The 18,538-nt window shown below is 56.3% G+C and carries 18 protein-coding genes; 2 read left to right on the top strand and 16 right to left on the bottom strand.

What is annotated here, in order from left to right; translation table 11 throughout:
• Nucleotides 1-122 precede the first annotated feature (122 nt).
• Entirely contained in the window at nucleotides 123-683 is a 561-nt protein-coding gene (locus TSA66_RS18290; protein ID WP_040040999.1) for a LuxR C-terminal-related transcriptional regulator, read from the top strand.
• Between the two features lie 7 nt (nucleotides 684-690).
• Here TSA66_RS18290 and TSA66_RS18285 read toward each other — a convergent pair whose 3' ends face one another.
• Together TSA66_RS18285 and TSA66_RS18280 are read right to left on the bottom strand one after the other, a co-directional pair.
• Nucleotides 691-1,101, bottom strand: coding sequence for an acyl-CoA thioesterase (locus TSA66_RS18285; protein WP_040040998.1), 411 nt, complete (start codon nucleotides 1,099-1,101; stop codon nucleotides 691-693).
• 23 nt (nucleotides 1,102-1,124) lie between these two features.
• Nucleotides 1,125-1,901: an SDR family oxidoreductase gene (locus TSA66_RS18280; RefSeq protein WP_040042743.1), complete on the bottom strand. Its 777-nt coding sequence runs from the start codon at nucleotides 1,899-1,901 to the stop codon at nucleotides 1,125-1,127.
• Nucleotides 1,902-2,062: 161 nt separating this feature from the next.
• Here TSA66_RS18280 and TSA66_RS18275 point away from each other — a divergent pair, with 161 nt between their 5' ends.
• Nucleotides 2,063-3,751, top strand: coding sequence for an electron transfer flavoprotein-ubiquinone oxidoreductase (locus tag TSA66_RS18275; protein WP_040040997.1), 1,689 nt, complete (start codon nucleotides 2,063-2,065; stop codon nucleotides 3,749-3,751).
• Nucleotides 3,752-3,802: 51 nt separating this feature from the next.
• On the opposite strand, the gene TSA66_RS18270 is transcribed toward TSA66_RS18275, so the two are convergent.
• The 14 genes from TSA66_RS18270 to TSA66_RS18205 form a co-directional block, all read right to left on the bottom strand.
• The gene (locus TSA66_RS18270) at nucleotides 3,803-4,357 is read right to left on the bottom strand and encodes an NUDIX domain-containing protein (RefSeq protein ID WP_040040996.1); all 555 of its coding nucleotides are present in this window, start codon (nucleotides 4,355-4,357) and stop codon (nucleotides 3,803-3,805) included.
• Between the two features lie 66 nt (nucleotides 4,358-4,423).
• Nucleotides 4,424-4,729 carry a DUF2818 family protein gene (locus tag TSA66_RS18265; RefSeq protein WP_040040995.1) on the bottom strand — a complete coding sequence of 102 codons (306 nt, stop codon included), beginning with the start codon at nucleotides 4,727-4,729 and terminating at the stop codon, nucleotides 4,424-4,426.
• Between the two features lie 11 nt (nucleotides 4,730-4,740).
• A complete protein-coding gene (gene nuoN, locus TSA66_RS18260; protein ID WP_040040994.1) occupies nucleotides 4,741-6,219 on the bottom strand; it encodes an NADH-quinone oxidoreductase subunit NuoN in 1,479 nt (492 codons plus the stop codon).
• Between the two features lie 41 nt (nucleotides 6,220-6,260).
• Nucleotides 6,261-7,751: an NADH-quinone oxidoreductase subunit M gene (locus TSA66_RS18255; protein WP_040040993.1), complete on the bottom strand. Its 1,491-nt coding sequence runs from the start codon at nucleotides 7,749-7,751 to the stop codon at nucleotides 6,261-6,263.
• A 27-nt stretch (nucleotides 7,752-7,778) separates the two neighbouring features.
• On the bottom strand, nucleotides 7,779-9,827 hold the full coding sequence (gene nuoL / locus TSA66_RS18250; RefSeq protein ID WP_040040992.1) for an NADH-quinone oxidoreductase subunit L: 2,049 nt from the start codon (nucleotides 9,825-9,827) through the stop codon (nucleotides 7,779-7,781).
• A gap of 26 nt (nucleotides 9,828-9,853) precedes the next feature.
• Entirely contained in the window at nucleotides 9,854-10,162 is a 309-nt protein-coding gene (gene nuoK, locus TSA66_RS18245; RefSeq protein WP_040040991.1) for an NADH-quinone oxidoreductase subunit NuoK, read from the bottom strand.
• A 12-nt stretch (nucleotides 10,163-10,174) separates the two neighbouring features.
• Nucleotides 10,175-10,813 carry an NADH-quinone oxidoreductase subunit J gene (locus TSA66_RS18240; RefSeq protein WP_040040990.1) on the bottom strand — a complete coding sequence of 213 codons (639 nt, stop codon included), beginning with the start codon at nucleotides 10,811-10,813 and terminating at the stop codon, nucleotides 10,175-10,177.
• A gap of 47 nt (nucleotides 10,814-10,860) precedes the next feature.
• Complete coding sequence (gene nuoI, locus TSA66_RS18235; protein ID WP_040040989.1) at nucleotides 10,861-11,349, bottom strand: NADH-quinone oxidoreductase subunit NuoI; 489 nt, start codon at nucleotides 11,347-11,349, stop codon at nucleotides 10,861-10,863.
• Nucleotides 11,350-11,381: 32 nt separating this feature from the next.
• Complete coding sequence (gene nuoH, locus TSA66_RS18230; protein ID WP_040040988.1) at nucleotides 11,382-12,449, bottom strand: NADH-quinone oxidoreductase subunit NuoH; 1,068 nt, start codon at nucleotides 12,447-12,449, stop codon at nucleotides 11,382-11,384.
• Nucleotides 12,449-14,785: an NADH-quinone oxidoreductase subunit NuoG gene (gene nuoG / locus TSA66_RS18225; protein WP_040040987.1), complete on the bottom strand. Its 2,337-nt coding sequence runs from the start codon at nucleotides 14,783-14,785 to the stop codon at nucleotides 12,449-12,451. The genes nuoH and nuoG overlap by 1 nt, the downstream gene beginning before the upstream one ends.
• An 86-nt stretch (nucleotides 14,786-14,871) precedes the next feature.
• Nucleotides 14,872-16,167, bottom strand: a complete 1,296-nt coding sequence (gene nuoF, locus TSA66_RS18220) for an NADH-quinone oxidoreductase subunit NuoF (RefSeq protein WP_040040986.1) — start codon at nucleotides 16,165-16,167, stop codon at nucleotides 14,872-14,874.
• Complete coding sequence (gene nuoE, locus TSA66_RS18215; RefSeq protein ID WP_040040985.1) at nucleotides 16,164-16,655, bottom strand: NADH-quinone oxidoreductase subunit NuoE; 492 nt, start codon at nucleotides 16,653-16,655, stop codon at nucleotides 16,164-16,166. Before nuoE ends, nuoF begins: the two co-directional genes overlap by 4 nt.
• A gap of 23 nt (nucleotides 16,656-16,678) precedes the next feature.
• A complete protein-coding gene (locus TSA66_RS18210; protein ID WP_040040984.1) occupies nucleotides 16,679-17,932 on the bottom strand; it encodes an NADH-quinone oxidoreductase subunit D in 1,254 nt (417 codons plus the stop codon).
• The gene (locus TSA66_RS18205; RefSeq protein ID WP_040040983.1) at nucleotides 17,932-18,528 is read right to left on the bottom strand and encodes an NADH-quinone oxidoreductase subunit C; all 597 of its coding nucleotides are present in this window, start codon (nucleotides 18,526-18,528) and stop codon (nucleotides 17,932-17,934) included. The genes TSA66_RS18210 and TSA66_RS18205 overlap by 1 nt, the downstream gene beginning before the upstream one ends.
• Nucleotides 18,529-18,538: the final 10 nt, after the last annotated feature.

The raw sequence follows: 18,538 nt of genomic DNA, 5'->3' as shown, positions 1-18,538 counted from the left end.
GAGAAATGACCTAACATAGGCTTTTCTGGCTGATTTGCCCACCCCCAGCATAAGGTGGTGGACCAGGCCGTGCAATACCGTAAAAATACGAATTATTAACCTTAGAACAGCGCCCCTATCCCATGAGCGCCCTATTTTCGATCGATTACGAATCCATTTTCCAGAACGCGCCAGTAGGCATGTGCGTGTCCCGAAACCGGGTCATTCTTGCTTGCAATGAAGCGCTGGCAAGGATGTTCGGCTATCGGCCGGAAGAGCTGATCGGCCAGTCGTTCCAGGTGCTTTACCCAACCGTCGACGAGTTCGAGCGTACCGGTGCGCGCATCGTTCCCATCATGAGCGCTGGTGGAAATTACTCTGACGAGCGCATCATGAAACGGGCAAATAAGGACCTGTTCTGGTGCCATGTCAGCGGCCGTGCCCTTGTCCACAACGAGCCGCATGCCGCCGGTATCTGGGCCTTCGAAGATCTGAGTGCAAAGCGCCCTGTCACTGCTCAGTTGACGCCGCGTGAAAGGGAAATTGCTGCATTGCTGGTGGAAGGCAAGACCAGCAAGCTGATCGCCCGCCAGGTTGGACTCAGCCCGCGCACGGTGGAAATGCACCGCGCCCGCCTGATGCGTAAGTTTGCCGCCGCCACGTCCGGCGAGCTGGTACATAGGCTCGTCGGCGTGGCAGGTTAATGGCCTGTTAAGCGTCGGCCAGCAGTGCGCGAATACGATCAGGCAAAGGTGCCGATTTTTCAGTCGGAAAATTTACCCAAACAACCTTCGCGCCGCCATGGGCCGAAATTACCTCAGGCTGATCAACACGCCGGATTTCCTGGATCGTTTCGAAGCTCGAACGTCCAGCCGGTCCGACATAGGTGCGGATCTCAATATCGCCCGGATACTTGAGCTGCTTGATGAAGGTGCAATGCGCATTGATGATCACCGGTCCCTCGCCAAGCGGGTCGGGATCGCACCCAACTTCGGTAAACCATTCGATGCGCGCCTGCTCCAGGTAGCGGAAATAAACCGTGTTGTTGACATGCCCCATCGCATCCATATCCCCCCAGCGGATCGGCATGCGCAAGGTATGAACGAGTTTTTTCGTTGTCATGGATTGTTTGCCCTGGCCGTGCTCTATTGCGCGCTCATGCCGTCATCCGCAGTAATGATGGCGCCATTGATAAAGCGCGATTCCTCAGACGCGAGCAACAGCAGCAATCCATCCAGATCCTCCGGCTTGCCCAGCCGTTTGCGCGGCAACATGTTAATCAGCGCATGGCCTTGCTCGGTGCCGAAATGCTCTGCGTTGATCTCGGTGCTGATATAGCCAGGGCAGATTGCGTTGACATTGATGCCGTAGCGCCCCCATTCGACTGCCATTGATTTAGTCATGTGAACGACGGCCGCCTTGCTCATGCAATAAATGCCGATTTGCGGCAGCACGCGCAGGCCGGCGACTGACGCGATATTGATGATGCGGTGCTGCTTTTTCGGATCCCCCTTGGCACGCGCGATCATGCGCTTGGCTGTTTCCTGCGCCACGAAAAACGCACCGCGCTGGTTGGTATCCATGACAAACGCATAATCCTCTGGCGTAACATCGACCAGACGCTGTGTTGTCGACACGCCCGAATTATTGACGAGAATATCGATTGGCCCCGCTTCCGTCTCCGCATGCGCAATCGCGGATTTGATGCTGGAATAATCGGTCACGTCGAGCGCAACTACGTGGGCGGCACCGCCACCGGCCTCAATCTCCGCACGCAATTCTTTCAGTCGCTCCACGCGGCGGGATGCCAGCACCACCTGAGCCCCCGCCTGCGCCAGCACCTTTGCAAACCGGTTGCCCAGTCCACTGGAAGCGCCGGTAATCAAAGCAATCTTCCCTTCAAAATTCATTTCGATGCCCACGAAAATCTCCTTGTTATTGGCCGGCAAGCGACCGTACCGTCCCACTTGACGTTATGATTACATGAAAGAGTGGCATTTAGAGTGCTCTGCCTAGCATTCTCCCGCAAAATCCACGACAATTAGCACGTTCGTTCGATAATTTTAACTACCCTGGTGAGACCATGACACAGACCCAAAATCTGATAGAACAGTATGGCCCGCGCGAGTCGATGGAATACGACGTAGTGATCGTCGGCGCCGGACCCGGCGGCCTGGCCACGGCGATCCGCATCAAGCAGCTGGCCGCCGAACAAGGCAAGGACGTGTCGGTGGTGGTGCTCGAAAAGGGTTCCGAACCCGGCGCCCACATCCTGTCGGGCGCGGTGATGGATCCGCGCGCAATGAACGAATTGTTCCCGAACTGGAAAGAGCTCGGCGCCCCGCTGAACCAGCCGGTCACCGGCGACGACATCCTGTTCCTGAGCGAGACCGGCGCCAAGCGCACGCCCGATTTCCTGGTGCCGCGCAACTTCCATAACGAGGGCTGCTACGTGGTCGCGCTCGGCAACGTCGTCAAGTGGATGGCGCAGCAAGCCGAAGCGCTGGGCGTGGAAATCTTCCCGGGCTTTACGGCTGCCGAAGTGCTGTACGACGACCGAGGCGCCGTGCGCGGTGTTGCTACCGGCAACATGGGCATAGGCAAGGATGGCGAGCCGACCGAGAATTTCCAGCTCGGCATGGAATTGCTGGGCAAGTACACGATCTTTGCCGAAGGCGCGCGCGGCCACCTGGGCAAGCAGCTGATTGCCAGGTACAAGCTCGACGAGGGCAAGGATCCGCAAAGCTTTGCGATCGGCATCAAGGAACTGTGGGAAATCGATCCGGCCAAGGCCAAGCCCGGCCTGGTGGTGCACACCGCCGGCTGGCCAATGGACAAGGAAACCTTCGGTGGCGGCTTCCTGTATCACCTCGAAGGCAACAAGGTCACGCTCGGCTTCGTCATCGGCCTGGATTACAAGAATCCGTGGATGAGCCCGTTCGAGGAAATGCAGCGCTGGAAGACGCACCCGAGCATCCGCGCCCACATCGACGGCGGCAAGCGCATCAGCTATGGCGCGCGCGCCATCAACAATGGCACGCCGCAAGCGCTGCCGAAGCTGGTGTTCCCGGGCGGCGCCCTGATCGGCTGCGACGCCGGCTTCCTGAATGCGGCCCGCATCAAGGGCAGCCATACCGCGATCAAGAGCGGCATGCTGTGCGCCGACGCCGTCTTTGCAGCCGTCACGTCCGGTCGCGCCGCCGACGAGCTCAGCGCGTATCCGCAAGCGTACGACAACAGCTGGCTCAAGGAAGAGCTCGACCAGTCGCGCAACTTCAAGCTGTGGTTCAAGAAGGGGGCGCTGATGGGGCCGCTGATGACGGGCATCGAGCAGTGGTTCCTGCCCAAGCTCGGGGTCAAGAATCCGCCGTGGACGCTGCATCGCGACAAGCCCGATCACGTCTATCTGCAGCCAGCCGCGCAGTGCCAGCAAATCGCGTATCCGAAGCCCGACGGCAAGCTGACCTTCGATCGGCTGTCGAGCGTCTTCGTGAGCAACACCAACCATGAAGAAAACCAGCCGGCGCACCTGACGCTGAAGGATCCGTCGGTGCCGGTGAAGATCAACCTGGCGAAGTTTGCGGGGCCGGAAAGCCGCTACTGTCCGGCGGGGGTGTACGAATTCGTGAAGACCGATGGCGGCGAGGATCGGTTGCAGATCAATGCGCAGAACTGCGTGCATTGCAAGACGTGCGACATCAAGGACCCGACGCAGAACATCGTGTGGGTTACGCCCGAAGGCGGTGGTGGACCAAACTATTCGGGAATGTAAAAATAAAAAAGCCGCATTCGCGGCTTTTTTATTGACCGGCGCTGCAAGGAGTTACAGTTTCCACTGCCCTGCCAATATTTTCTCAAGCCAGAAGGCGCCGATGACAGTTTTGACGTCGGTGATTTTTCCCTCGCGGATCCATTGCAGCATATCCGGAACGGAAGCCTTGAAGGTCTCAAGAAATTCACCATCGTCGAGTTTGCTTTCACCGGCAGTCAGTCCACGTGCAAGATAAATGTCGAGATGTTCGTCTGAATAGGCGATGGCATTATGAATAGTGCAGACGAATTCCCAGTCGCTTGCGGTATAGCCGGTTTCTTCCTGAAGCTCACGCTGAGCACAATCGAGCGGATCTTCATTTGGATCGATTTTTCCAGCTGGGAATTCGATGAAAACCTGATCGAGCGGATAACGGAATTGCCGCTCCAGCAGTACCGTCCCATCGACGAAAAGAGGAAGTACAACAACAGCGCCGGGGTGGCGAATATATTCTCGGTTCGATGTTTTACCGTCTGGCAGGCGAACGGTATCGCTTTGCAGCTTGAGGAATTTGCCCTCGAATGCGACATCACCGTCGACCTTCACTTCTTTCAAATGCAAATCCATGCGTAGGCTCCAATAACGTATTGAGCTCAATATTACAGCATGGTCAGAATCTGCAAGGTTCGCAGATCAACCATGCTGCTTTCGCAAGTAACGGTAGACGAAGCCAGGAAAGGCTAGAACGATGAAAAGGCAGGCTGTGATGACGTAAAACTCCCAGCCTTGGGGGAAAGTATTGCCGATACGAGACTCAAGCAGGTATCCGACACCACGTACCAGCAAATACAGGCCAAACAGCTCAATCAAGCGTAACCAGATCGGTTTGGGAGAACGTGCAATCGGAATGATAGCGAATAGCCGTTCGTTAAAGAAAGGCAGGTTGGCGGCAAAAGCCGCCAACAGAATCACGAACCAGCTGGAAAGAGAGACATCCACTAGACGAACAATCAGGAAGTGAGCGTCTTGACAATGGCCGTCGCGCACACGGCCATTAACGGCCCTGGGAGCACGCCGAGCACCAAAACGGCAAGCCCGTTGACGCTCAGTGCGACTTTCATATCGCCATTCGCAACAATCTTTGCTGTATCGACTGGCTCATCGAAGTACATTGCCTTGACGACGCGCAAGTAATAAAAGGCACCAATCAGCGACAGCAAAACCGAAACGACGGCCAGCCAGATCTGCCCGGTGCCCAGCACCGCTTGCAACACCGACAGCTTCGCATAGAAACCGACGGTCGGCGGAATACCGGTCAGCGAGAACATCAGGATCAGCATCATGAATGCAAACCATGGGCTGCGCTGATTCAGGCCCTTTAAGTCATCGATATTTTCCGCTTCAAAGCCAGAACGTGCCAACAACATGATCAGGCCAAACGTGCCCAGCGTGGTCAATACATAGGTGACGGTATAAAACATCGCCGAGCTGTACGCGTTCGCGGCAGACGACACGTTGCCATTAACAACGCCGGACAGCATGCCAAGCAACATGAAGCCCATTTGCGCGATCGTCGAGTAGGCCAACATACGCTTGATGTTGGTCTGCACGATCGCCGTGATATTGCCGATAGCCATCGACAGTACGGCAAGCACGGTGATCATTTGCTGCCAGTCGAGGGCGAGTGGGAACAATCCTTCCACCAGCAACCGGATGGTGATGGCAAACGCCGCCAGCTTCGGAGCGCCGCCGAGCAGGAGCGTGACGGCAGTCGGCGCGCCCTGATACACGTCAGGAACCCACATGTGAAACGGAACCACGCCAAGCTTGAATGCGAGGCCGGAAACCACGAAAACGACGCCAAACACCAGCACCGTCTTGTTCACGGTGCCCGATGCCGTCGCCTTTGCGACTTCCGTCAGGTCGAGAGAGCCGGTTGCGCCGTACAACATCGAAATTCCATACAGCAGGAAGCCAGATGCCAGCGCGCCGAGAATGAAATACTTCATCGCTGCCTCGGTTGAAATCGAGTAACCACGACGCAGTGCCACCAGCGCGTACAGGGACAACGACATCAGCTCTAGGCCAAGATAAATGATCAGGAAGTTATTCCCCGAAATCATGACCATCTGTCCGAGCAGCGAGAAAAGCGCAAGGACGTAGAACTCGCCGCCCAGTGTGCCGCCAAGCATACCGCGATCGCCAACGTACTGGCGCGAGTAGATCAATGTCATGCCGATCGCGATATACGAGAAGAGCTTCAGTAGCCCCGACATCGGGTCAGACACGAACATGTTGTTGAACGTATAGGCAGTCGGACCGAAGTCGTTCATGGTCAATGCCGCGCAAACGACCAGGGCACCGATGGTCAGCACATAGGTAATATTGCGTTTTGCCTCGCTCAGGAACATGTCGATCAGCAGGATTGCCGACGTCGCGATCAGGAGAAAAATTTCCGGATAAACCGGGATCAAATTCGTGTTGTTCATGTTGTCGTCGCTAAATTGCTTCCACGTATTCGTTCACTACTTCAGTGCACTTTCGATACAGCGACATGCTGGAGCAGGTCGGCAACGGAGGTTTGCATCACGTCGGTGACTGGCGCCGGGTACAAGCCCATCACCAGCACTGCGACAGCGAGCAGGCCAAGCATAAAGAATTCACGCATGTTCAGGTCCTTCAGTTCGGCGACGTGTTTGTTGCCCACTTCGCCAAACACGACCCGCTTGACCAGCCACAGCGAATAAGCTGCCCCCCAAATCAACGCCGTTGCTGCCAACAAGCCGATCCAGAAGTTGTATTTCACTGCGCCAAGAATCACCATGAATTCGCCGATGAAACCGGAGGTTGCGGGAAGACCGCAGTTAGCCAGCGAGAACAGCACGAACAACGCGGCGAAACGCGGCATGGTATTGATCACGCCACCGTAATCGGCGATCTGGCGCGAATGCATGCGGTCGTACAGCACGCCGATGCAGAGGAACATGGCGCCGGACACAAATCCGTGCGAAATCATCTGCACGATACCGCCCTGCACGGCCATATCATTAAACATGAAGAAGCCAAGCGTGACGAAGCCCATATGTGCGATAGAGGAATACGCAACCAGCTTCTTCATGTCTGACTGCACCAGCGCCACCAGGCCGATATAGATCACGGCAATCAGTGACAGCGCGATGACGAAGCCCGCGAGCGAATGACTTGCGTCGGGCGCGATCGGCAGCGAGAAACGCAGGAAACCGTAAGCCCCCAGCTTCAGCATGATCGCAGCCAGCACCACGGAACCACCGGTAGGTGCTTCCACGTGCGCGTCCGGCAGCCAGGTGTGCACCGGCCACATTGGCACTTTCACGGCAAAAGCCATCATGAAGGCAAGGAAGATCAGAATCTGCGTGTTCAGCGGCAGCGGCAACTTGTGCCATACCAGCACGTCGAAGCTGCCGCCCGACTTGAAATAAAGGAAAAGGACGGCGACCAAAGTCAGCAACGAGCCAAGCAAGGTGTACAGGAAGAACTTGATCGCCGCGTACACACGATTTGGTCCGCCCCACACGCCGATGATGATGAACATCGGGATCAGCGTCGCTTCGAAGAACACATAAAACAACAGGCCATCCAGCGCGCAGAACACGCCAATCATCAGCCCCGACAAAATCAGGAAAGCGCCCATATATTGTGCAACGCGCTTCTCGATCACCTCCCAGCCCGCTATAACCACGATCACGGTAATGAAAGCTGTCAGTAGTACGAACCAGACCGAAATGCCGTCAATGCCAAGGAAGTAATTGACATTGAAGCGATCAATCCATGCGGCCTTCTCGACGAACTGCACGCCGTGCGCCGCCTTGTCGAAATTCTGGATCAGTGGCAGCGTTACCAGAAAGCTGACGATGGACCCTAACAGCGAGACACCACGCACGAGACCGGGATTGTCATCCCGTCCAAATGCCAGAACGAACAGACCAAATGCGATCGGACACCAGATCGCCAGGCTCAGAAGAGGAAAAGTTGACTGCATCATGATTGTTGTTTGCTCTACCTCGCCAACTTATTTGGCAAATGATGGGAACGGCATGAAATAAATCAGGAAACACAGTACGCCGAGAATCATTACAAAAGCATAGTGGTAGATGTAACCCGACTGGAAGTAGCGAATCACCGACGCGAACCACCCCACCACCTTGGCGCTGCCATTAACGATCAGGCCGTCGATCAAGGTGCGGTCACCCACGTTCCACAAGCCCCCGCCCAAGACGCGCGTACCACGTGCGAACACGACCTCATTGATCTTGTCCATGTAGTACTTATTGTCAAGCAGCGTGTAGGTCCGATGGAACTTGCTGTAGAACCAGGCGGGAACCTTCGGGTTGACCATATAGCAGTAATAGGCCGATGCCACGCCCGCCAGCATCAATGCAAACGGCAGTGACGTAAAGCCATGCATGGCCATCGCCCAGGCGCCATGGAATTCGTGCGCGAGTTCTTCCATTGCCTGATGTGACTCATTGACAAAAATTACGCCCTTGAAGAAATCACCAAACAGCATCGGCCCGATAGCGATAAAACCGATCACCACCGATGGAATAGCCAGCAGCATCAGCGGCACAGTGACCACCAGCGGTGCCTCGTGCGGCTTTTCGCCAGGGCCCAAGCCATGGTGATGTTCGTCGCTGTGCTCATCGTGGCTATGATTCTGATGTTCACCCGGATGCGGCTTGCCAAAACGCTCTTCGCCGTGGAAAACCAGGAAATACATGCGGAACGAGTAAAACGCAGTCACGAACACGCCGGCCAGCACAGCGAAACTCGCAAAGCCTGCACCCGCGATATGAGTGTTTTGCACGGCTTCAATAATGCTGTCCTTCGAGTAGAAACCGGCGAAGAACGGTGTGCCGATCAGGGCTAGCGACCCGAGCAACGAGGTAATCCAGGTAATCGGCATGTACTTGCGCAGGCCACCCATATTACGAATGTCTTGATCATGGTGCATGCCGATGATGACCGCGCCGGCACCGAGGAACAGCAGTGCCTTGAAAAATGCATGCGTCATCAGGTGGAATACCGCAACCGAATAGGCAGACGCGCCCAACGCAACAGTCATGTAGCCGAGCTGGGACAGCGTCGAATATGCGACGACGCGCTTGATATCGTTCTGAATAATGCCCAAGAAGCCCATGAACAATGCCGTGATCGAGCCAATCACCAGCACGAACGACAGAGCAGTGTCGGACAGCTCGAACAGCGGCGACATGCGTGCCACCATGAAGATACCGGCGGTTACCATCGTCGCGGCGTGAATCAGCGCGGAAATTGGCGTCGGGCCTTCCATCGAGTCCGGCAGCCATACGTGCAGCGGGAATTGTGCCGATTTGCCCATCGCGCCAATGAACAGGCAGATGCAGGCAACGGTAATCAGGCGCCAGTCGCTACCCGGCAGCATCAGCGTTGCCAGTTCTTCCTTCTTTGCAAACACCTCGCCATAGTTCAGGGAACCGGCGTACGCCAGCAGAAGACCGATACCCAGTATGAAACCGAAGTCGCCGACACGGTTTACCAGGAATGCCTTCATGTTGGCGAAAATTGCGGACGGACGGGTGTACCAGAAGCCAATCAGTAGATAAGACACCAGACCTACCGCTTCCCAGCCGAAGAACAACTGCAGGAAGTTATTGCTCATGACGAGCATGAGCATCGAGAAGGTGAACAGCGAGATATACGAAAAGAAGCGGTTGTAACCCTCGTCTTCGGCCATGTAGCCGATCGTATAAATATGCACCATCAGCGACACGAAGGTCACCACGCACATCATCATTGCCGTGAGGCTGTCGATCTGGAAGCCTACTTCAAGCTTCAGTCTCATCACGGTCATCCAGTTATAGATGGTGCCGGTATAGGTTGCGCCGTCGAGCACTGCGAGCAGCGTCTGGAAGGAAATGACGAACGCGATCAGCACGCCGAGGATAGTCGCCGTATGCGACGCCGTACGGCCGATCTTGTTACCGAAAAACTTGGTGCCGAACAGGCCCGCAATCGCGGATCCTGCCAGAGGTGCCAGCGGCACAGCCAGTAAAACGTTAGGGTTGAGTTGCCCCGCCATGATGGACCTTATCGTTATTGTTGCGGTTAACCTTTGAGACTATCGAGATCCTCGACATTGATGGTGTCCAGATTACGGAACAGAACCACCAGAATGGCGAGGCCGATTGCAGACTCAGCAGCAGCCACGGTAAGAATGAAGAAAACGAAAATCTGCCCAGCCGCATCGCCGAGATAGTGCGAGAAGGCGATGAAGTTCATGTTGACCGCGAGGAGCATCAACTCGATTGCCATCAGCAACACGATGATGTTCTTGCGATTCAGGAAAATGCCGACGATCGAGATCGCAAACAGGATTGCGCCGAGAATCAGATAGTGAGCGAGCGATAATGCCACGGTGACTTCCCCTTATTGTTTTTCCGCAGCAGCCGGCTGCGCGCTACCGTTCGTCCGTGCCGATTCCGACTTCATGCTGACAATACGCACGCGGTCGTTGCGCTTGACCTTGACTGCAGCGGCCGGATCGAAATATTTGGTGTCCTTGCGGCGACGCAGCGTGAGAGCAACGGCGGCGACAATCGCGAGCAGAAGCACGACAGCAGCAATTTCAAACGCATAGATGTACTGCGTATAGATCAGTTTGCCGAGTTCCTTGGTATTGCCGATGTTCGCTGCCGCGGCAGGAACCTGCGCGTCATATGACCAGAATCCATTCAACAGGACGGACGACATTTCCAGAACGATGACGACGCCGACCGTGGCGGCGAGCGGGAAGTAATTCCAGAATCCAGCCCGCAACTTAGTCATATCGATATCGAGCATCATCACGACAAACAGGAATAACACCATCACCGCGCCGACGTATACCAGCACAAGGACGATCGCCAGAAACTCGGCTTTCAACAAAAGCCACACGGCGGCCGCGGAGAAAAAAGACAGCACCAGAAACAGGGCTGCATGCACCGGATTGCGGTCGGTGATGACACGCGATGCGGCAAAAACCAGAATCGCCGAAAACGCGTAAAACAGTACAGTTTGAAATTCCATAATGGACCAATAAAAGTCAGCTGAACCAAGCAAGTCGAACTATGCGATCAACGATAAGCAGCATCTGCTGCGCGATTGGCGGCGATATCCTTTTCGTAGCGATCGCCGACTGCGAGCAGCATCTCCTTCGTGAAGTAGAGATCGCCGCGCTTTTCGCCGTGATATTCGAAGATATTGGTTTCGACAATCGAGTCCACCGGACACGACTCTTCGCAGAATCCACAGAAAATGCACTTGGTTAAATCGATGTCATAGCGCGTGGTGCGACGTGTACCATCCTCGCGCTCGGCCGATTCAATAGTGATCGCCATCGCTGGGCAAACCGCTTCGCACAATTTGCAGGCGATACAGCGCTCTTCACCGTTGGGATAGCGCCGCAGCGCATGCAAGCCACGAAAGCGCGGCGATAGCGGCGTTTTCTCTTCCGGGAATTGCACTGTGATCTTGCGGGCAAACATGTAACGTCCTGTCAGGGCCAGGCCCTTGATCAGTTCCCGCAGCATCAGGCTGCTGAAAAAATCCTTAATTGCTTCCATTTTTGGCTTCCGTTGTGTTCAGCCTAGTTTGTTTACTTCCAAATATTCCAGGGCGTCTGCATCCATGCGGCGACGATCACAAGATAGGCGAGCGTCAGTGGGATGAATACCTTCCAGCCTAGGCGCATGATCTGGTCATAGCGGTAGCGAGGGAATGATGCGCGCGCCCAGATGAACAGCGACACCACAAAGAAGGTCTTCATACCTAGCCAGATCCACCCCGGAATCCAGTTCAGGAACGAAACCGGGGATGCCCAGCCGCCCAGGAACATCAGCGATGCCAATGCAGAGATCAGGATCATGTTGGCGTATTCGGCCAAGAAGAACATCGCGAACGACATGCCGGAATATTCCACCATGTGGCCGGCCACGATCTCGGATTCGCCTTCGACCACGTCGAACGGATGGCGGTTGGTTTCAGCGATGCCAGACACGACATAGATCACGAAAATCGGCAGCAGCGGCAGCCAGTTCCATGAAAGGAATGTCAGTCCCTTATCTGCAAAAAAACCCTTGTTCTGCGCCCCGACAATGTCGATGAAGTTCAGGCTTCCGGAAACCATCAGCACGATCACCAGTGCAAAACCCATCGCGATCTCATAGGACACCATCTGCGCCGAAGCACGCATCGCGCCCAGAAACGCATACTTCGAATTGGATGCCCAGCCCGCGATGATCACACCGTAGACTTCCATCGACGCGATTGCCATCACGAACAGCAGGCCGGCGTTGATGTTGGCGATAACCGTTTCCGGCCCGAAGGGGATCACGGCCCAGGCTGCAAGCGCCGGGCCAATGGTCATGACCGGTGCGATCACGAACAATGCCTTGTTGGCGCGTGCGGGCACAACGATTTCCTTGAGCAGCAGCTTCAACGCATCGGCAATCGGTTGCAGCAAACCGGCGGGACCGACACGATTCGGGCCGAGGCGAATGTGCATCCAGCCGATCATCTTGCGTTCCCAAAGCGTCAGGTAAGCCACAGCGCCCATCAGCGGCAACACCAGGACGACGATCTTGGCCAGTGTCCAGATCAGCGGCCATGCGCCGCCGAACAGGCTTAGCCCGCTCTCGTTGATGGTCGTGAACATCTGATCCATTACGCCTTCTCCACACTAATGGCACCGAACATGGCGCCCAAGCCGACTGTTGATGCGTGTGCAGCCGACACCCGCACGACGTTTTCCGGCAGCTTGGCGTCGATCGCTGCAGTCAGAACCGCGCTTCCCTGCCCCTGCGTCACCTTGACTTGCGCGCCGTTCGCCACGCCGAGCTTTTGCGCCAGCACGGCCGACAGAGTCGCCTTGGGTGCCTGTGCGTCGTGAGTCAACTGGAGCGACGGCGCACGTCGCACGATTGCATCGGTAAAGTAAATGGGCACGTCGGCCACTCGCTCGACAGCAGCTTCAGCGGCCGGTTTGGCTGCCTGTGGCTGGATGGCTGCGATGTTGTTCAGGCGCGAAGACAGATCAGCATCCTCGGCATTCTTGGTTCCCAAGAGCTCGGCGCGAATCTCTTCCGATGTCTCGTAATCGAATCCATCCAGTTCCAGCAGATTGCCCAGGACGCGCAACACCTTCCATGCCGGACGTGTCTCACCCAAAGGCTTGACGGTGCCGTTGAAACCCTGAGCACGGCCTTCGCAGTTGATGAAGGTGCCAGCAGTTTCCGAGAACGGCGCGACCGGCAGCATCACGTCCGCGTACTCAGCAGCATGCTTGTATGGCGACAGTGCCACCACCATGTCGGCATGGTTTAACCCGGCGCGTACAGCCTGCGGGTCGTAGCAGTCATATTCCGGTTCCGCATGCAGCAGAACGTACGCCTTACGCGGTTGAGCGAACACCTGCAAAGCATTGGCGCCCTTACCAGAAGTCGCGTTGGCGATATAGCCGCCAACCGAATTGGCCGCTTCGGTCAGATAGCCGAGCGTGGCGCCTGTGTTCTGCGCGATCCACTGTGCGGCCGCATGCAATTGGGAAGCTTGCGGATGCTGTGCTGCGGCGTTACCCAGCATGACTGCCTTGCGCTCGCCGGACAGCAGCGTTGCGGCGATGGCTTTTGCAACCTCGCCCGCTTCGATTCCTTCATACCCTGCCGGTGCAGCAATTCCTTTTGACTGTGCAACGGCAACCACGACTTCGCTCAACCCGGACAGCCATTGAGAAGGAGCCTTGATCATTCTGGCAGCCAGCGGCAATAGCAGATCGTCATCGGTTGCGTGCAATACGCTTACCTTTGCCCCGCGCTTGGTGGCATGACGCAGGCGTGCCGTGAGTAACGGATGATCCTTGCGCAGGAACGAACCGATCACGAATGCACGGTCGAGTTGACCGAATTCTTCGATCGACATGCCAAGCCACGGGGTAATCTTCCCGTCGAGTGCAAAGTCGGATTGGCGCAGGCGGAAGTCAACATTGTCCGAGCCCAGCCCGCGCACCATTTTCTGCAACAGCGATAGCTCTTCCAGCGTCGAGTAAGGTGCTGCCAGCGCGGCGATTGCGTCGGCGCCGTGCTCATGGCGAATATTCTTCAGTCCGTGCGCAACGTATTCCAGCGCCGTTTGCCAGCCCGTTTCCAGCCACTTACCGTCCTGCTTGATCATCGGCACAGTCAGGCGATCTTCACTGTTCAGGCCTTCGTAAGCGAAACGGTCCTTATCCGACAGCCAGCATTCGTTCACCGCTTCATTTTCCAGCGGCAGCACGCGCATGACCTTGCCGCTCTTGACTTGAACGATCAGGTTAGCACCAAGGCCGTCATGCGGGCTTACCGAACGGCGGCGCGACAGTTCCCAGGTACGGGCAGTGTAACGGAACGGCTTGGAAGTGAGCGCACCGACCGGGCACAGATCGATCATGTTGCCCGACAATTCGGAGTCGACCGTTTTGTTAACGAAGGTAGTGATTTCGGAATGTTCGCCGCGGTTCAGCATGCCGAGTTCCATCACGCCGGCGATCTCCTGACCGAAGCGCACGCAACGTGTGCAGTGAATGCAACGGGTCATTTCGCGGGTCGAGATCAGCGGGCCGACATCTTTCGGTACGACCACGCGCTTCTCTTCTTCATAGCGCGAAGCCGATGGCCCGTAGCCCACTGCCAAATCCTGCAACTGGCACTCGCCGGCCTGATCGCAAATCGGGCAGTCCAGCGGATGGTTAATCAGCAAAAACTCCATCACGCTCTTCTGCGCCTTGACAGCCTTGTCGCTACCAGTGCGCACGATCATGCCGTTGGTTACCGGTGTAGCGCATGCGGGAAGAGGCTTCGGGGCCTTTTCGACTTCGACCAGACACATGCGGCAATTGGCCGCAATGGACAGTTTTTTGTGATAGCAAAAATGCGGAATGTAGGTGCCCAGCTTGTTGGCAGCGTCCATCACCATGCTGCCTTCTTGCACCTCGACCTTTTTGCCGTCAATTTCGATTTCAACCATGGCTCAGTTTTGCCTCAGTATTTGTATGGCGCGACAAACGCGCCAAGTGACTCTGGCTTTCGGTGCGTGCAGCGCACCGATGCCGGTTAAACGTATGCAGGTACGATGCAGCGCTTGTGCTCGATGTGGTACTCAAACTCTTCGCGGAAATTCTTAATGAATGCGCGTACCGGCATCGCGGCCGCATCACCGAGCGCGCAAATAGTGCGTCCCTGGATGTTGTCGGCGATCGAGTTCAACATATCGAGATCATCCGCGCGCCCTTGCCCGTGCTCGATCCGGTGCACCATGCGGTACAACCAACCGGTACCTTCACGACATGGTGTGCACTGCCCGCAGGACTCCTCGAAGTAGAAGTACGACAGACGCAACAGCGACTTGACCATGCAGCGCGTCTCATCCATCACGATCACAGCCCCGGAACCCAGCATCGAACCGGCTTTCGCGATCGAGTCGTAGTCCATGTCGGTATTCATCATCACTTCGCCCGTCAGTACCGGCATCGACGAGCCGCCCGGAATGACAGCCTTGATCTTCTTGCCGTCTCGCATACCACCAGCGAGCTCCAAGAGCTTCGCAAACGGTGTACCAAGCGGAACCTCGTAATTACCTGGACGAGCGACGTCGCCCGACATCGAGAAAATCTTGGTCCCGCCATTGTTCGGCTTGCCGAGCGCGGCATACGCTTCACCGCCCATGTGCATAATGAACGGCACGGCTGCGAACGTTTCAGTGTTGTTAATCGTGGTCGGCTTGCCATACAGGCCAAAGCTCGCCGGGAACGGCGGCTTGAAGCGCGGCTGACCCTTCTTGCCTTCCAACGATTCGAGCAACGCAGTTTCTTCGCCGCAGATGTACGCGCCATATCCATGGAACGCATGCAACTGGAAGCTGAATTCGCTGCCCATGATGTTATTGCCGAGAAAACCAGCGGCACGAGCTTCTTCCAGCGCCTGCTCGAAGCGTTCGTACTCCGCCCAGATTTCGCCGTGGATGTAGTTGTAACCCTGCGTAATGCCCATCGCGTACGCACCGATGGCCATGCCTTCGATCAGCGCATGCGGGTTGTAGCGGATGATGTCGCGATCCTTGAATGTGCCCGGCTCGCCTTCATCGGTATTGCAGACGAGGTATTTCTGCCCTGGGAACTGGCGCGGCATGAAGCTCCACTTCAGCCCGGTCGGAAAGCCTGCACCACCGCGGCCACGCAACGACGAAGCTTTCAGTTCGGCGATTACCTGCTCCGGCGTGATTTTTTCGGTCAGAATGCGCTTCAGCGCTTCATAGCCACCACGCTTGACGTAGTCGGCCAAATGCCAGTTGTTGCCGTCGAGCCCTGCCAGAATCAGCGGATTGATATGGCGTGTGTGCAGGGAGGTCATTTCTTCAATTCCTCCACCAGTGCATCGATCTTTTCATTCGACATGTGGCTGCACATACGCTTGTTGTTCACCAGCATGACCGGAGCATCGCCGCATGCACCCATGCACTCGCCTTCGATCAGCGTAAACTGACCATCGGCAGTGGTTTCCTTGTAGTCGACACCGAGCTTGTGCTTGAGGTAATGAGCTGCCCGCTCGCCGCCGGACAGCGCGCACGGCAGGTTGGTGCACACGGAAATCTTGTGCTTGCCAACCGGCTTGGTATTAAACATGTTGTAGAAGGTGGCGACTTCTTGCACCGCCACTGCAGCCATGCCGAGGTAATCAGCGACATCCTGCATGACCTCCGGCGACAGCCAGCCCTTCTCGACCTGCGCGATGGCAAGCGCGGCCATCACTGCGGACTGCCGTTGATCGGCGGGGAATTTCGCGATTTCGCGATCGATTTTTTTGTACGCTTCTTGACTTAACAGCATATTGTCAGCCATTCGTGCGCGATGCTCTGCGCGGGTTATCGGTCAATCTCACCAAACACAATGTCTTGCGTGCCAATGATCGTTACTGCGTCAGCGATCATGTGGCCCTTCGCCATTTCATCCAGTCCCTGGAGATGCGCGTAGCCAGGCGCGCGGATCTTCATGCGATACGGCTTGTTCGCACCGTCCGAAATCAGGTAAATACCAAACTCGCCCTTCGGATGTTCGATGCCAACGTAAGCCTCACCTTCCGGCACATGGAAGCCCTCAGAAAAGAGCTTGAAATGGTGAATCAGCTCTTCCATGTTGGACTTCATGTTGACACGCGACGGCGGCGCGACTTTGTGATTGTCGGTAATGACTGGACCCGGGTTATTGCGCAACCACTCGACGCACTGCTTGATGATGCGGTTCGACTGGCGCATCTCTTCGACGCGGCACAGGTAGCGGTCATAGCAATCGCCGTTGACGCCAACCGGGATATCAAAGTCGAGTAGGTCGTACACTTCATACGGCTGCTTCTTGCGCAAATCCCACTCAATACCGGAACCGCGCAGCATCGGGCCGGTAAAGCCCATTGCCTTGGCGCGCTCGGGGGATACGACGCCAACACCAACCAGGCGCTGTTTCCAGATACGGTTGTCGGTCAGCAGCGTCTCGTATTCGTCGACGTAGCCTGGGAAGCGGTTGGTGAAATCTTCAATGAAGTCGAGCAGCGAACCCTGACGATTCTCGTTCAACTGGCGGATCGCCTTTTCATTGCGAATCACAGATGCCTTGTACTGCGGCATGGAATCCGGCAGATCACGATAGACACCACCCGGACGGTAGTAAGCCGCGTGCATGCGAGCGCCCGACACCGCCTCGTACATATCCATCAAGTCTTCACGCTCGCGGAACGCGTACAGGAACACCGCCATCGCACCGACGTCCAGACCGTGCGCACCGATCCACAGCAGGTGGTTCAGGATGCGTGTGATCTCGTCAAACATCACACGGATATACTGCGCGCGCAGTGGCACCTCGATACCGAGCAGCTTCTCGATCGCCAGCACATAACCATGCTCGTTACACATCATCGACACGTAGTCGAGACGATCCATGTAAGGCACGGACTGCAGGAAGGTCCTCGTTTCTGCAAGCTTCTCGGTGGCGCGATGCAGCAAGCCGATATGCGGGTCGGCACGCTGGATCACCTCGCCGTCAAGCTCCAACACCAGACGCAAAACGCCGTGCGCAGCGGGGTGCTGCGGACCGAAGTTGAGGGTGTAATTCTTAATTTCAGCCATTATTTCATCCCGTACTTTTCTTCGCGAATCACACGCGGAATGATTTCACGCGGCTCAATCGTGACGGGTTGGTAAATTACGCGCTTTTGCTCGGGGTCGTAGCGCATCTCGACATAGCCCGATACCGGGAAGTCCTTGCGGAACGGATGACCGATAAAGCCGTAGTCGGTGAGGATGCGACGCAGGTCGTTGTGACCTTCGAACAGGATGCCGAACAGGTCGAACGCTTCGCGCTCATACCAGTTGACGGAAGGCCAGATATCCACGACCGAAGGCACCACCGGAAGTTCGTCGTCCGGCGCAAACACGCGCACACGCAGTCGCCAGTTATGCGCAACCGACAACAGATGGGAAACCGCAGCGAATCGCGGGCCTTCCCAGGTACCGTCGGCGTATGTCGAGTAGTCGACACCGCACAGATCGATCAATTCTTCGAAACGCAGATCAGCATGATCGCGCAGCACGCGCATTGCCGACAGATATTCGGAAGCACCGATCACTACCGTCACTTCGCCCAACGCGACAGTCAGGCTCCGGATCTGGCTGCCAAGCGCATTACGCAGGGCCGCTTCGAGTGTTTCAATTTTCGTCGTCATATTTTTTGGC

This window comes from Noviherbaspirillum autotrophicum (genome assembly GCF_000818395.1).
GTDB lineage: Bacteria > Pseudomonadota > Gammaproteobacteria > Burkholderiales > Burkholderiaceae_D > Noviherbaspirillum > Noviherbaspirillum autotrophicum.
Note: the sequence above shows the minus strand (reverse complement) of the source record. Positions and strands in the feature narration are given on the sequence as shown.

What these genes read in the sequence shown, in the direction of transcription:
- TSA66_RS18290 (WP_040040999.1), top strand. Translation starts at nt 123, where the DNA reads ATGAGCGCCCTATTTTCGATCGATTACGAATCCATTTTCCAGAACGCG.
- TSA66_RS18285 (WP_040040998.1), bottom strand. Translation starts at nt 1,101, where the DNA reads ATGACAACGAAAAAACTCGTTCATACCTTGCGCATGCCGATCCGCTGG.
- TSA66_RS18275 (WP_040040997.1), top strand. Translation starts at nt 2,063, where the DNA reads ATGACACAGACCCAAAATCTGATAGAACAGTATGGCCCGCGCGAGTCG.
- TSA66_RS18270 (WP_040040996.1), bottom strand. Translation starts at nt 4,357, where the DNA reads ATGGATTTGCATTTGAAAGAAGTGAAGGTCGACGGTGATGTCGCATTC.
- nuoN (WP_040040994.1), bottom strand. Translation starts at nt 6,219, where the DNA reads ATGAACAACACGAATTTGATCCCGGTTTATCCGGAAATTTTTCTCCTG.
- TSA66_RS18255 (WP_040040993.1), bottom strand. Translation starts at nt 7,751, where the DNA reads ATGATGCAGTCAACTTTTCCTCTTCTGAGCCTGGCGATCTGGTGTCCG.
- nuoL (WP_040040992.1), bottom strand. Translation starts at nt 9,827, where the DNA reads ATGGCGGGGCAACTCAACCCTAACGTTTTACTGGCTGTGCCGCTGGCA.
- TSA66_RS18240 (WP_040040990.1), bottom strand. Translation starts at nt 10,813, where the DNA reads ATGGAATTTCAAACTGTACTGTTTTACGCGTTTTCGGCGATTCTGGTT.
- nuoI (WP_040040989.1), bottom strand. Translation starts at nt 11,349, where the DNA reads ATGGAAGCAATTAAGGATTTTTTCAGCAGCCTGATGCTGCGGGAACTG.
- nuoH (WP_040040988.1), bottom strand. Translation starts at nt 12,449, where the DNA reads ATGGATCAGATGTTCACGACCATCAACGAGAGCGGGCTAAGCCTGTTC.
- nuoG (WP_040040987.1), bottom strand. Translation starts at nt 14,785, where the DNA reads ATGGTTGAAATCGAAATTGACGGCAAAAAGGTCGAGGTGCAAGAAGGC.
- nuoF (WP_040040986.1), bottom strand. Translation starts at nt 16,167, where the DNA reads ATGACCTCCCTGCACACACGCCATATCAATCCGCTGATTCTGGCAGGG.
- nuoE (WP_040040985.1), bottom strand. Translation starts at nt 16,655, where the DNA reads ATGGCTGACAATATGCTGTTAAGTCAAGAAGCGTACAAAAAAATCGAT.
- TSA66_RS18210 (WP_040040984.1), bottom strand. Translation starts at nt 17,932, where the DNA reads ATGGCTGAAATTAAGAATTACACCCTCAACTTCGGTCCGCAGCACCCC.
- TSA66_RS18205 (WP_040040983.1), bottom strand. Translation starts at nt 18,528, where the DNA reads ATGACGACGAAAATTGAAACACTCGAAGCGGCCCTGCGTAATGCGCTT.